Source organism: Winslowiella sp. 2C04 (assembly GCF_050037805.1).
Taxonomy (GTDB): Bacteria; Pseudomonadota; Gammaproteobacteria; order Enterobacterales; family Enterobacteriaceae; genus Erwinia; species Erwinia toletana_A.
The window spans coordinates 3,972,720-3,986,842 of sequence record NZ_CP188300.1 but is presented as its reverse complement, the minus strand read 5'-3'; the positions used below and the strand labels follow the sequence as shown (position 1 = coordinate 3,986,842).

Here is a 14,123-nt window from a genome sequence, read left to right as displayed (position 1 = left end):
GTAATTTAAATGTCGATGATATGGGGAATGTAAAGATGAAATTTAAAACAACTTCAGCAATGCTGCTGGTGATGGGGGCGTTTTCCACAGGAGCGGCTCAGGCGAATGAAGGCAGCGGCAACGTCACTTTTAACGGCTCAATTATTAGTGCGCCATGCAGTATTGCGCCCGACTCTACCGATATTGATGTGAATATGGGCGCTGTCGCCGCGTCTGCGGTCAATGGCGGCAAAACCGCAACGCCGGTTCCTTTTGTGATAAATCTGAAAGACTGTACGGGTCAAAATTCCGTAGTGGTGAAATTCGGCGGCACCGCGGACCAGACCAATACCAACCTGCTGGCATTACAGGGTGGACATGCAACAGGCGCGGGCATCCAGCTGATGACCGGAAACGGCGATGCGATTAATCTTGGCGAAGACTCTCCGGAATTCGACCTGGATGCAGGTGACCAGACGTTGCGCCTACAGGCCGCGTTGAAAGGTAATTCAACCACGTCAGTGGCAGTGCCCGGTGCATTTACCAGCGTTGCGAACTTTACCCTCGCCTATAACTGATCACCGACCGTAGTGAGCGAATAGATATATTGAGTGATGATTTTATCGCTCAATATTATTCATGTGGGGTGAGGGCAATGCTAAAGATTTTCAGTTTCAGCATTATGATTTCAATGTTTTTGATCGTGTTAAATGTCAAGGCAGAGGAACCGACGCGGCAAGATGGATTGGTTCAGTTAGGAGGAGAGTTGATCGCTTCCAGCTGCGGGATTGATAACGACAGTGCGGAGCAAACCGTTGACTTTGGGCTACTGGCAATAACAACCAACAGAGCCGAATACAGCCAAAGCGTAGCAAACAGTCAAAAAAAATTTTATATCCGCCTGACACACTGCTCTGTCATGGAATTCAGTCAGATTAATAGCCAGCCATTTGATTTACTGCTTTCCGGCACGCCAAGTCATTATGACTCACGCTTGCTGGCAGCAAGTGGCGATGCCAGAGGTGTGGCAATTGAAATTCTTGATTCCGCGGGTCGGCTAATTCCTGTTGGAACGGCGGTTAATTTGCAGGATGTCATGATGAATAACAATTTACTGGCTTTCAATACCTCGCTGAGAGGCTTCGGTAATCAGGTTCGTGCCGGGACGATTGATGGTATGGCGCAATTCACCCTGAGATATTTTTAACCTGTCAGGCAGCTTTCCAGTTTGCATCATGCTCTGAGCGAAGACCACAGGCTTACCCAGAGATGTTTGGTCAGGAATAGATGGATATTAGCGATGGCGTCCTTATATACGAAAAAAAAACTACTTGCGGTTTGTGTCGCGTTACCATTCTGCGACAGCGATCCGGCCGAGGCTAATACCGAGTTCAATACTGCGGTATTAGATGTCAATGAGCGTAGCAGCATCGATTTAAGCCATTTTTCCAATGATGGGTATGTGCTGCCTGGCGAGTATCTGCTGGATATAAAAATAAATCGGGCAACGTTAAACCAGCGAATCATCAGTTTTCTCGCCGACCCGAATTCGGACAATCCGTCGCGCCTGTGTCTGCCATCAGATTTAATCAACAGAATGGCATTAAAAAAAGAAGCCAGCGAAAAAGTCACATACTGGAATAATGAAAAGTGTGCCGATCTCACGGCTCTGACTGGCGCATCCGTATCCAATAAAATTGGTGATGGCACATTACAAATCAGTATTCCGCAGGCGTGGATGAAATATTCCGATCCCGACTGGACGCCACCTGAACAGTGGGACCAGGGCATCCCAGGGTTACTGGCCGATTACAATCTCAGTGGGCAAATCGGTAAAAGATATGGCCACGGTGAAGCCCACAGCTCATACAACAGCTTCAGCAGCTACGGTACGCTGGGGGCAAATGCCGGCAACTGGCGGCTGCGCGCCGATTATCAGGCTTATTCTGCCCGTAATAAGCTGCAAAATAACAGCGAGTTTGCCTGGAATCAGATTTATGCCTTCCGCACATTGCCAGAACAGGCTGCTCGCCTGGCGGCCGGTGAACTCTATCTGGACTCTGATGTGTTCAGCAGTTTCCGTTACACCGGGGTGAGTTTACGCAGCGATGAGCGCATGCTGCCACCAAACTTGCAGGGTTATGCGCCTGAAGTTCGGGGTGTGGCAGACAGTAATGCGAAAGTGACCATTCTGCAGGAAGGGCGGGTGCTGTACGAAACAACAGTGCCGGCTGGCCCGTTCGTTATTCAGGATCTCAAAAGCTCGGTTCGCGGCCAGCTGGATGTCAGGATCGAAGAAGAAAATGGCAAAATTACGACCTTCCAGGTGAATACCGCTTCGTTACCTTATCTGACTCGCCCGGGCCAGATACGCTATAACACGGCGATAGGCTTGCCTTCCAACCGCGATCACCGCATCTACGGTTCGGGAATGGCGATGGGCGATTTTTCCTGGGGACTGACGAATTCATGGTCACTGTATGGCGGTACATTACTGGCCGGTAATTACAATGCGTTAACCACAGGCGTGGGGGTCGATCTGAAAGCATTAGGCGCGATGTCGCTGGATGCAACGCAATCTCTGGCTAAATTACCGGGGCGAGAGCGTGAGATGGGAACCTCGTTTAAAATTAACTATGCCAAACGCTTTGACACTTATAACAGCCAGATAAGTTTCGCCGGTTACCGCTTCTCACAACGAAAATATATGGATATGTCGCAGTATCTGGCGGCGCGTTATCAAAGTAATGATGACTATTCTCGTCGGGAAAAGCAGGCGTATACCGTCTCGGCGAATAAGACTTTTTGGGCAAACGACCCGGCAAAAACCTTTACCACTTATCTGAGTTACAGCCATCAACAGTACTGGAACAGCGGTGCCCGGGAACGACTGGATTTCTCGGTCAGTAAATTCTTTGATGTCAGCAGCGTCAAAAATGTCTCGGTCTCGTTAACTGCCTATAAGTCTAAATACTATGGATCAGATGATTATGGCGGCGCGTTAAATATCTCAATTCCACTGCAGGACCGACGCCGTGCCGGATATAACATGCAAGTTGCTAATCGTCATGTTACGCAAACAGCCTCATACGGTGATTATTCCGATGCAAATAATAGCTGGCAAGTGAATGCCGGGGTCGATCAGCGAGGCAAAGTGATTGGACGCGGATATTATAATCACGAGTCACCTTACGGCACGCTTAATATTAACTCGGCCTATCAGCAGGACAGTTACACTTCGATGAGTGGCACCTTACGTAGTGGTATAACCGCTACTGAACATGGCGCGGCGATACACCGCAATACTCTCAACGGTGCCAGCCGCATTATGGTGAGCACCGGAGAAGTCAGTGGCGTGCCAATTAATAATGGCCGGGCCAAAAGTAACCGTTTCGGCGTGGCAGTGGTGAGTGACGTCAACAGTTATTACGATACAACAACCCGTATTGATGTTAATAAGCTGGATGATGATGTTGAAGCGATGCGGGCTGTCGTGCAGGGAACACTTACTGAGGGCGCGATCGGTTATCGTAATTTTGATGTAGTGAAAGGGGAAAAAATGTTCGCCGTATTACGTACGGTTGAAGGAGTGGCACCGCCATTCGGCGCGATTGTATTAAATAAACAAGGTCGTGGTGTGTCAGTGGTCAATGATGATGGCAGCGTCTATTTAACTGGCGTAAAGCAGGAAGAAACATTAGACGTGGCATGGGGTGGCAGCAAAAAATGTCAGATTCGCGTACCGGCTAATTACAAGAGCATATCGCAACTTCTTTTACCGTGTGAATAACGTAAACTGGATTATTAACAATGCATTATATAGTGAAACTAAGCCTGTTGCTTTCAGGCATCTTTAGTGTCGGCCTGGTTCAGGCAGCACTGACACTGGATCGGACCCGTGTAATATTTGATGCCGATGAAAAGTCCATCAGTTTAAATGTCAGCAATGATAACAAGAAGCTGCCATTTTTAGCCCAGGCCTGGATTGAAGACAGTAATCATAACAAAGTGACTTCTCCGCTGGTGGTATTACCGCCGTTGCAACGTATCAATATGGGTGAACGCAGCCTGGTGCGTATTGCACAGTCTGGCGGAGTCAGTGCATTACCACAGGATCGCGAAAGTTTATTTTATTTCAATTTGCGTGAGATTCCACCGCGACCAGAAAAATCCAATGTAATGCAAATCGCGCTACAAACTCAGATTAAGTTATTCTGGCGGCCATCAGCCATTCGGGCTGAAAGAAATGCTGTCTGGCAGGATAAGCTTATATTCAAAAAAACAGCACAGGGTTTCACAGTGGAAAATCCCACGCCGTACTACGTCACTCTCACCACGATAAAGCGCCAGATGAAAAAAGACGGTGGTAAGGAGATGAAAGAATTCAGGCCACTCATGCTGGCGCCAAAGTCCAGTGAGAAAATAACTCTCCCGTCAACCGGACTGAACAGTTTTGTGGTGACTTATATTAACGATTACGGTGGGCATCCTGAACTCAAATTTGTCTGTGACAGTAACCAAATCTGTCGTGCCGGCAGTCATTAATAATACACTATGCAGGAGGCAATATTATGCGAGTTCAATTTTCTGTTATAAATATTATCCGGGCGGTGCTGCCGCTATTATGCGGATTACTGCCTGCCGCTGGGCAGGCGTCGTATAAGCCTAAAGAAATCGCACAACCTCGCAGTCAATTTGCCGAAACGGCCAAAGTGCATTTTGTCGGTGGGCTGCTCAGTACCCCTTGCGCGTTATCCGTGGAGTCAGAGCAGCAGTGGGTCGATCTCGGAAACACGCCCGCCAGCCAGTTTCGTCAGCAGGGCGATCGCGGTCCGGAGGTCAGATTTAGCCTGAAGTTTCAGGATTGCCTGATGGGAGCCAGCAACTGGCAGCCAGCAGCAGAGCAGCTGCAATTCCCGGGCAGCACGTCAGGGTATAACAGTGGCGAGCAACTGGTGGCTTTTTCCTTTGCCGGAGTACCTGACGATCAGAACGCCGAGCTGCTTAAGCTTAATGGCGCTGTTGGGGTAGGCTTGCGCCTGCGTGATGCGCTATCCAGACCGCTGCCACTGAATCAGAAGATTAATAATGCTGTGCTCCAGCCCGGCGATAATACGCTGACCTTTAGTGCCAGCCTCGAGTCGACGGGGAAATTTGTTCAGGCAGATTATATCGATACGGTTGTTAACGTGAATATTTACTATTTTTAATGGGGGCAGTGGTGAAATTAAAACAATTGAGTCAGCTGTTGAGTATCGCGATGCTATATAGCGGATTGTCCACTGCGGCGGCGGCATTTGAGCAGGGAGAGGTTCGGCTGACCAATGGCACCCAAACCAGGGAGATAGAATTAACCGACAGCGATATCATTGATAACCGTCCCGGCGCAGAAGTCACGCGAACCTGGAGTGTCTCAGAAAGATATCCGGGGCAAGTTTACTGCGAGCAAGGCAGTATCCCCGCGCGGAAATCGATATTTTTTCAAACCACATCGGCGCTCCCTTCTTCTGATATCAACCCTGGATTTATGAAAATCAATGATTTTATTGATGTTAAAGTTGAAATCATCGTGGCGGGATACAACCAAAACTACTATGCAGTGCCATTCTTTGACGTCGACAATCTCGATCGGGATTATTATTGTCAGTCTTCTCCGCAGAATATTCATAATCCTTTTGAATCGGCCTCAAAGGGCAGGGTGACGTTTAAATTAAGAAAGAGCATTACCAATGGTGCGGTGATTGACGACCTGGAAACCTTCGATATGTTCGGACGCATGGATGGCGGAAATGGGCGTTATGGTAGTGAACCGATGTTTAAGGTGAAAATCAAAACCGCCATTATTGGCGTGCCGGAAAAATGTATCTTTAATGGTGGAAATCCCATTGAGGTTGATTTTGGTGATGTGGGTAATGAAGGGCTGGATGGCAGCCGTTATATCCAGGATCTACCGATTCAGTTTGTTTGCAGCGGTGGTGATTTCGATAACGGGTCCAGAAATATTCGGTTAACCATCAAAGGAATTGCCAGTGATTTTTCGAGCGATTACTTTAAAACCGATAAGCAAGATTTAGGCATCAGGCTGACCAGCAGCACAGGGACTGTCAGGCCAAATATTACTTATCCGGTGCAGAGTAACCAAAATAGTGGTAGTTGGCCGTTGCGTGCGGCACCGTTAGCAAAAACAGGTGCAAGCATTAGCGATGGGGAATTTAATGCCAGCGCCACCGTTATCGCCAGCTTTGATTAAGGAAATTCAGCAATGCAGAGCAGAATTATCAGCCTGATGGCAGTTATTATCTTTTTTACCACCCGTGCACAGGCAAATATTATTATGGAGGGCGGTGAGATCACCTTCAGTGGAAGAATCGTCTCTCAGCCCTGCGTGGTCGCTCCTGATTCAGAAGATATTGAAGTCGATATGGGCAGTATCAGCAGGCAAGATTTGCAGCAACATGGTAAAGGACAGACGAAGAACTTCACTATCCGGTTACTTAACTGCAGCGTGCCCACCGGCCAGTCGGTGGTGGTGACCTTTACCGGCAATGAGGACAGCAAGCTCCCCGGACGGCTGGCCGTGGTTGGCGATGCCGGTGGAGCGGCCATCCGTTTGCTGAATCAGGATGGAAGCGCGATCGGTATTAATAATCCGGCGCAGGGGATTAGCCTGCAAGACGACGAAAACATCCTGAATTTCGGCGCCTATCTGGAAGCGCAACCCGCGACGGAAGTGGTGGCAGGAAACTACAGCGCCAACGCAAACTTTCTCTTACGTTATCCGTGATAACAATGAGTAAAGTTTCGGATTTCCGCAGGTTAAAGTGTAGTTAGCCAGCGTTCAATCGCCTGAGAGCATCACAATGGCGATAATAGCCGGGTCGATTAGCGATGTCATTAGTATCAGTCTAAAGACAATATCAAATAATACTTATCACCAGGGTTAATGATAATGAGTGAAATCGTCTTTAATGAACGTGATGGTGTTGAGTTTGATCCTCTTTACAATGAAATTTTATTTATTTTGGCTGAATATGATAATTCAATCGATCCGTTGAATGATCAGCAGGCGGTAGAACAAATCAACTGGCTGGATATCAGAGAAAAGAGTGAGCGCTTATTAATGGCTTGCAATGACCTGCGGGTAATTATTTGGTTTATGCGCGCCGGGTTTCATACTCTGGGGGTCGCTGCTCTCTGGCAAGGCATTAAGTTAATTGATGACCTGCTGACCGCAAAAGAGAAAATTTATCCACTGTTGGCGGATGAACCTGAAGGCAGTGGTCATGCTGCGGCATTAGGATGGTTATCTACGCCTTCCTGCCTGTCTGATTTAAAAAAGACCAAACTATCAGCAGACATTGGCTTAACGTTTGAAGCGCTGCATGAAAACGCGCTGCACAGCGCGGATTCAACCATCGGTTTCGCCGAGCTTATTGTGATGCTTGATAATGCCGACAGTTATTATCAGGCACAAAATATGCCTGTATTATTTAACCAGTTAGTATTTGCTGGTGACGCGCTGGAGCGAATTGAACAATATGCCAATCAAAGCAGCGATGGCTATCTGCTGGAATGCAGGAATCTTCGACTGGCAATCAGCAAACTGGCCGCGCAGTTATCCGGGCCTTATCTTGCTGTTGAAAAACCGTTTTCCGATGCTGTTTACGACGATAACTCGCTTGCAGATATCGTGCAGGTCACTGCTGATAATGCCCGATTTGATGGAAAAATCAGAACGCGGCAGGAAGCGATTTTAATGCTGGATAAAATTATTGATTATTTTAAAACCTATGAGCCGAGTCATCCCGCGCCTATTTTTATCCGGCGCTCGCAGAAAATGATCGGCATGGAGTTTGAAAATATTGTTGAAGAATTAATGCCGGATGCCATGAGCTCTCTTAAGCAGTTTATTGGCAATTAATGGCATCAGGCTATCAGGGAGTGAATTATGGCAAAAGATACAAGTTCGCAAAAGTTTATAGGTAAGAACAATGCTCCTCGCGTACAAATTGAATACGATGTGGAGATTTATGGTTCGCAGAAAAAGGTTGAACTGCCGTTTGTCACCGGCGTGATGGCCGATTTATCGGGCCATCGGGTAGAGCCTCTGGCTTCTGTTGCCGATCGTAAGTTTCTCACCTTCGATCAGGACAACTTCGATTCGCGTATGCGCGCAATTAAGCCACGGCTGGCGTTGAATGTTAACAGTACTCTTGATGACGACAACGATACCTTGCTGAATATTGAGCTTGAGTTCGAATCGATGGACGATTTTTCTCCAGGCGCTATTGCTAAAAACGTGCCGGAACTGACTCGCTTACTGGAAACCCGCACCCGCTTAGCAGAGCTGATTACCTATATGGATGGTAAAGCCAGTGCTGAAGAGGTGATTAAAAATCTGCTCGAAGATCCTGAGTTTCTGCATCGTGTGGCGCATCAGAATAAAAAACCGCTTAATGGCCCCAATCTTAATGCCGGAACGGAAGGGAAACCGGAGGAGCAAGCATGATGGAGAATATGTATGCACCGGCGAGTAACAGCACCGTTGAGCTGGACGCGGAGCACGATGAGAATCATCTGGATCAAATTTTAAAACGTTCTTTCCGTCCACGCACCGATGAAGCCAGTGATGCGGTGCGCCGTGCGGTCAGTACGCTGATGGATTATGCCAGCAGTAATAAGATGACGGTCAGCCGTGATGTCGTGCTTACCGTTGAGTCACTGATTGCCGAAATTGATGACAAGATCAGTCGCCAGGTGAATGAAATTCTGCATCATGCTGAATTTCAGAAGCTGGAATCATCCTGGCGCGGGCTGGATTATCTGGTGACCAATACTGAAGCGAATGAGCATCTTAAAATTCGCGTACTCAATATCAACAAAGATGAACTGGCACGTAATTTACGCCGCTATCGCGGTGCTGCATGGGATCAAAGTCCGATTTTTAAACAGATTTATGAGTACGAATATGGCCAGTTTGGTGGCGAGCCTTTTGGCTGCCTGATCGGAGATTTTGAGTTTGACCATAGTCAACAGAGTGTTTCACTGCTGACCGAAATGGCGAAAATTGCCGCGGCTTCACATTGCCCGTTTGTCTCTTCTGCCTCACCGTCACTGATGCAGATGAGCCACTGGAACGAACTGGCTAATCCACGTGATATCGGCAAAATTTTCTCCACGCCGGAATATGCGGCATGGCGCAGTCTGCGTGCGAGCAATGACTCACGTTATCTGGTGCTGACACTGCCCCGGTTTTTATCACGCCTGCCGTATGGTGCGATGGCTAATCCAGTGGAAGAGTTCGCCTTTGAAGAGACGGTGCGCCCTGAAAGGGTTGAGGATTTCGCCTGGGCGAACTCCGCTTATGCAATGGGCGTTAATATTAACCGGGCTTTCCATCAATATGGCTGGTGCTCGCGTATTCGCGGCATTGAGTCTGGTGGTGGTGTTGAAGAGCTGCCAGCTTATGCCTTCCCTTCAGATGAAGGCAGCTATGAGCTGATTTGCCCGACTGAAGTCGCGATTTCGGATCGCCGTGAGCATGAGCTTTCAGAAGCCGGTTTCTTGCCGCTGGTCTATCGTAAGAATACTGATTTCGCGGCCTTTATTGGCTCCGGAACGCTGCATCAGGCGGCAACCTATGATGATCCTGATGCCAGCGCTAACGCAAAATTGTCAGCGCGCTTGCCCTATATTTTTGCCACCTGTCGTTTCGCGCATTATCTGAAATGTATTGTGCGCGACAAAATCGGTTCTTTCCGCTCACGTGCAGATATGCAGAGCTGGCTTAATGACTGGTTGATGAATTATGTTGATGGCGATCCGTCAATTTCAACCGAAGCCACCAAAGCAATGCGCCCACTGTCGGCCGCAGAAGTGAATGTGGAAGAAGTCCCTGAGGATCCGGGTTATTACCGTGCGCATTTTTATTTGCGTCCGCACTATCAGTTAGAGGGCATGACCGTTTCATTACGGCTGGTCTCTAAATTACCTTCAGCCAGAGCGGATGTGCGAATCTAAATATAATCCTGCTCGATAAACTCATTATTTTATCTTTTTATTTCCGGATTAATTTTACGGTCAGTGTCATTTAATTAATTAACCGATAGTTTTACTTTTATATTTTTTCTGTTGACGTGTGCGCTTTGAATCAGTGGTTATGTGAGTTGTTAATATCTTAAGGAGAAGTAGATGGCTTCAAGTAAGTTCGATGAAAATATGTCTGGATTAGTAGACTACTTTCTGAAAATAGAGGGTGTGGACGGTGAGTCGCAGGACAGAAAATATAATGGCTGGATTCAGCTGCAAGCCTGGCAGTGGGCGCAGGAGAACTCTGGTCGCCTGGCTCATGGCAGTGGCGGCGGTGCCGGCAAAGTCAATATGAGCGATTTTGAATTTCGCATGGCAAGCAACAAAGCGTCTCCGAAATTATTCCAGCTGTGTGCAACCGGTGAACATATTAAGCAAGCCCAGCTTGTCTGCCGTAAAGCCGGTAGCGGACAGCAGGACTTTATGACCATCACCTTTAAGCAGTGCCTGGTCTCTTCTTATCGCGTAGTGGGCAATATGCCGCTGGGTATCGGTGCAGCAGCAGGAAACGATATGGTGCTGCCAACCGAAATGCTGAGCCTGAACTTCGCGCAAATTGAAATTGAATACCGCGAGCAGAATGCAGACGGCACCATGGGGCCAGTAATCAAGGCCGGTTACGACCTGAAAGCAAACACCCGCATTTAAGGGTAACAGACTGACCGGCTGGCTTTTTCAGCTGGTCAATTATTCAGGAGTGTAACAGTGAAAACGTCACTGCCCGCCATTTTCGATAAATTAAGTTCGCGCAGTGATAAACGAAAAGGTGGAAACTGGCGGGAGATATTATTACGTGACATCGAATGCCTGTTAAATGATGCCTCGCGCGGTGCGGACTTAAAACTTTCCGCCGGATCGAATGCGGAATCATCGGTAATTAATTTTGGATTACCTTCACTGAGTAAAAGAATCCCCATTGATATCGACCCGATATTACTGGCAAAACATATTCAGCGGATTATCTCGACATTTGAGCCAAGGCTGGACTCCCGAAGTATAAAAGTTATTCCGTTAATTGATGGCGAGCAGTGCTATGTACTGGCAATTCTGTTTGATATCTACGGGGTCTGCCTGTTCGCAGAAGGAGAGGAAAGAGTCAATCTGCGCATTGCTCTGGATTATTCATGTGGCGCAGTACGTGTTTTTAAATAATAAAGGGTTGAATAATGCTGAGTGCGCGTTTTCTGGATCGTTACAATGAGGAGCTGCGCTTTTTGCGTGAGTCCGGCATGCAGTTTGCCGAGCGACACCCTCAAATTGCCCGGCATTTAGGTATGCATGCCGACGGCATTCAGGATCCTTTTATTGAACGCCTGTTGGAAGGTACGGCATTTCTCAGCAGCCGGGTGCATGAACGCATTGATAATGAATATCCTGAGTTTGCATTGCAGATGCTCTCTCGTCTGGCACCGCTCTGGTATACGCCGATGCCGGCGATTGCTACCGTTGATTTGTCGCCAGATTTGACCTCACCGCAATGGCAAAGTAGCGCCATATTGCCCAAAGGCAGCGTACTCAAACTTAGCGACAGCACACTCAATAATAAACCGGCCATTTTCACCACCGGGCGTACAGTTAACCTGCAACCGGTCACGATTTCCGAAGCTGAATGCTCGACTACCCTCGCTACGCGACTGCCGGATGCGGTCGCCAGTCTGTTACAGGGGGCGCCAGCGTGTATCCGTCTGAAACTGACCACGCACGGCGTTAAAGCCCTGTCTGGGATCGATTTTGACCCGCTACATCTGTCATTTACCGGCGATGCAGTGCGGGCGAATCAGTTACTCAGCGCGCTGCTCGGCCAGTGTCGACACGTGGTGCTGTGGGCTAAAAATAGCGTATTGCCGGTGGTACAACGTCTGAATCCGACAGCTTTGCAGCCTGGCGGAGTGAAAGAGACCGAGGCATTGCTGCCTGGCAGCATCGGTGAATTACCCGGTAGCCGTTTGCTGCGCGAATATTTTGCCGCGCCTTCGCGTTTTTACAGTGTTGAACTGCATCAGTTGAATGCTTTCCTTGCGCAGTGCCGGAATCTGCATGAATTTGAGATCGTCTTTGCCCTGGAGCAGTTGCCTTACAGCTTAGTTGATCGTATTAGCGCCAGGGACTTCAGCCTGTTTGCCACACCGGTCATCAACCTCTATTCGCGTCGTTGCGATCCCGTGGTTTTTGATGCGGATCGTACTGAACATCAGTTGATAGTGGATCGTCTCAATCCCGCACAGTATGAAGTCCATCACCTTAGTCAGGTGCAGGGGACGCTGAAAGATGGCACCAGCCTGCAATTTTCCACGCTACCGGAAGAGGTCTGTTTCGACCAGCATCAACCGCAGGCGGGGTATGCCGTGCGCCGTAAAGCGATTCGCTATGACAAAAAATATAAAAAGTCAGCTTTTGGCCACAATGAACTGTTTATCACGCTCTCTTCAGGAAGCTCCGGGGTATCGCTGGATGAAGTTAAGTCGCTATCGGTCAATGCCATGATTTGCGATCGTCACCTGTTCCCGGAGCAGTTACAGAACCCGGTTTTCCATGCGGAAGTGGCGCTGCCGGTGAAACAGATCGGTTTACTGCGGCCGCCTTCGTTACCGCGACCTGTCCCGGATATCAGTCTGGTGTGGCAGGCGGTGCAGATGGTATCCGTCAATCCGCTGCGCTATGCCCGGCCGCAGGTGGTCAATGCTGCCGCACTGCTGCGCAGCTGGTTAACCCTGTTTGCCTGGCCGGGTGATGTCAGCCACAGCAAACGCATTGCCAGCCTGGCTGAGGCCGAGTTTTTACACTGTTTCGAACATTATCGGGGCGCAGGCCCGATTGCCTGGAATCGTGGCGTAGCGGCACGATTAAATCTGCGTGGCGATCATCATGCCGATCAGGGCGCATTTTTGTTCGGACGTATCGTTCATTATGCCCTGTCTGAATATTGCCAGCTCAACCAGACGTTACGCATGTCGCTGAATATTGATGGCGAGTCAGCGGCCCAATGGGGGCCGCTGGGCAATGATGTATAGAATCGATCCGCTTTATCCCAGCGAGATCTGTTATCACAGCCCGCTGACGGCGAAATCCGTCGCGGACGGTGTGATTTCTCAGCGGGTTGTGCCCTTTAGCGGGCTGTCGAACCGGCAGAACTTTTTTGAGGTGCTGCGGCGAATCGAACGTGACAGCGCGATGCCAGTCCGTCTGGGGGATGTGAATCAGCGGGCTTATCTGGATTTACGCATTATCCAGCCTGCGGATATGTCTTTCGCTACCCGCGAGGTGGTTGATATCAGCCACGCGCGGCAGGATAACCATCCGACGCAAATATTCATTATCTGTCGCCATTTCGGCTTATTTGCCCCTTACGGGCCGTTACCGATTCATATTACCGAGCATGCGCGACAAGAGTTGCTGGTGCAGCGCAGTGGCGCATTCGAGGCGTTTATTAACATCCTCAGCCAGCGGCTGGCGCTATTTCACTACCGCGCCTGGGCGCAACTGAATGTCGCGATAGGGCATGAAAAGCCATCGCTGAATTCGTTTTTGCTGCACCTGAAACAGTTGGGCGGATTAAGTGAAATTCTTGAGGTTGATCAGCATGTGCAGCGAGTGAGAAGCCGGTTTTGTGCCGCTTATCTACCAGGACGTCGCGGGCTAAATACATTGTGCCAGATCCTTAAGCACTATTTTGCCGTACCGATATCGCTGATACCCCGCCATGCCCGCTGGATTGATGATATGCAGGGCGAGGTGCATCAGCGTCTGGGCTACCTGGGAAAGACGCGGGTGGGAAAGCGTTTTTATGATGTTCAGCACCAGGTCAAGTTGGTGATTGGCCCGTTAACTTCACCCGAGTATATGGCGTTCCAGCGCGGCAGTGAGAAGCTGAAAGCATTAGTCGCTATCAGCCAGGATTATGTCGAACATCAGTTGTTGTTTGAGATCGACTTAATTATTGAAACCACACCTGAAATATCGGGATTGTTAGGCAAAGCTCGCTTGGGCAAGGATGGGTGGCTTAAAGCGACTCGCGGCTATTTTATAAAAAATTTATGTTAGCGACAGGGGTTTGT

General features: G+C 48.9%; 14 protein-coding genes. All 14 read left to right on the top strand.

Annotated elements, in window-relative coordinates; all coding sequences use genetic code 11:
* The first annotated feature begins 35 nt into the window (after nt 1-35).
* The 14 genes from ACP3TC_RS18115 to tssG all read left to right on the top strand — a co-directional run bounded on the left by ACP3TC_RS18115 (nt 36) and on the right by tssG (nt 14,109).
* Nucleotides 36-557, top strand: a complete 522-nt coding sequence (locus ACP3TC_RS18115; RefSeq protein WP_313855650.1) for a fimbrial protein — start codon at nt 36-38, stop codon at nt 555-557.
* Nucleotides 558-634: 77 nt separating this feature from the next.
* Nucleotides 635-1,186 carry a fimbrial protein gene (locus ACP3TC_RS18110; RefSeq protein WP_313855651.1) on the top strand — a complete coding sequence of 184 codons (552 nt, stop codon included), beginning with the start codon at nt 635-637 and terminating at the stop codon, nt 1,184-1,186.
* Between the two features lie 93 nt (nt 1,187-1,279).
* The gene (locus ACP3TC_RS18105) at nt 1,280-3,769 is read left to right on the top strand and encodes a fimbria/pilus outer membrane usher protein (RefSeq protein ID WP_313855652.1); all 2,490 of its coding nucleotides are present in this window, start codon (nt 1,280-1,282) and stop codon (nt 3,767-3,769) included.
* 20 nt (nt 3,770-3,789) lie between these two features.
* Nucleotides 3,790-4,524 (top strand): fimbrial biogenesis chaperone, encoded by a 735-nt coding sequence (locus tag ACP3TC_RS18100; RefSeq protein ID WP_426816973.1) that lies wholly within the window; start codon nt 3,790-3,792, stop codon nt 4,522-4,524.
* 26 nt (nt 4,525-4,550) lie between these two features.
* A complete protein-coding gene (locus ACP3TC_RS18095; protein ID WP_313855654.1) occupies nt 4,551-5,189 on the top strand; it encodes a fimbrial protein in 639 nt (212 codons plus the stop codon).
* Between the two features lie 11 nt (nt 5,190-5,200).
* Complete coding sequence (locus tag ACP3TC_RS18090) at nt 5,201-6,229, top strand: fimbrial protein (protein WP_313855655.1); 1,029 nt, start codon at nt 5,201-5,203, stop codon at nt 6,227-6,229.
* Between the two features lie 12 nt (nt 6,230-6,241).
* Entirely contained in the window at nt 6,242-6,763 is a 522-nt protein-coding gene (locus tag ACP3TC_RS18085; RefSeq protein ID WP_313855656.1) for a fimbrial protein, read from the top strand.
* 165 nt (nt 6,764-6,928) lie between these two features.
* Nucleotides 6,929-7,900: an ImpA family type VI secretion system protein gene (locus ACP3TC_RS18080; RefSeq protein WP_426816972.1), complete on the top strand. Its 972-nt coding sequence runs from the start codon at nt 6,929-6,931 to the stop codon at nt 7,898-7,900.
* A 27-nt stretch (nt 7,901-7,927) separates the two neighbouring features.
* The gene (tssB, locus tag ACP3TC_RS18075; RefSeq protein WP_426816971.1) at nt 7,928-8,488 is read left to right on the top strand and encodes a type VI secretion system contractile sheath small subunit; all 561 of its coding nucleotides are present in this window, start codon (nt 7,928-7,930) and stop codon (nt 8,486-8,488) included.
* Nucleotides 8,489-8,496: 8 nt separating this feature from the next.
* Complete coding sequence (gene tssC, locus ACP3TC_RS18070; protein WP_426818298.1) at nt 8,497-9,999, top strand: type VI secretion system contractile sheath large subunit; 1,503 nt, start codon at nt 8,497-8,499, stop codon at nt 9,997-9,999.
* 198 nt (nt 10,000-10,197) lie between these two features.
* Nucleotides 10,198-10,716, top strand: a complete 519-nt coding sequence (locus ACP3TC_RS18065) for an Hcp family type VI secretion system effector (RefSeq protein WP_313857588.1) — start codon at nt 10,198-10,200, stop codon at nt 10,714-10,716.
* A 57-nt stretch (nt 10,717-10,773) separates the two neighbouring features.
* Entirely contained in the window at nt 10,774-11,220 is a 447-nt protein-coding gene (locus ACP3TC_RS18060) for a type VI secretion system baseplate subunit TssE (protein WP_313855660.1), read from the top strand.
* Nucleotides 11,221-11,234: 14 nt separating this feature from the next.
* Nucleotides 11,235-13,079, top strand: a complete 1,845-nt coding sequence (gene tssF / locus ACP3TC_RS18055; RefSeq protein ID WP_426816970.1) for a type VI secretion system baseplate subunit TssF — start codon at nt 11,235-11,237, stop codon at nt 13,077-13,079.
* Complete coding sequence (gene tssG / locus ACP3TC_RS18050; RefSeq protein WP_426816969.1) at nt 13,069-14,109, top strand: type VI secretion system baseplate subunit TssG; 1,041 nt, start codon at nt 13,069-13,071, stop codon at nt 14,107-14,109. Before tssF ends, tssG begins: the two co-directional genes overlap by 11 nt.
* The last annotated feature ends 14 nt before the right edge of the window (nt 14,110-14,123 follow it).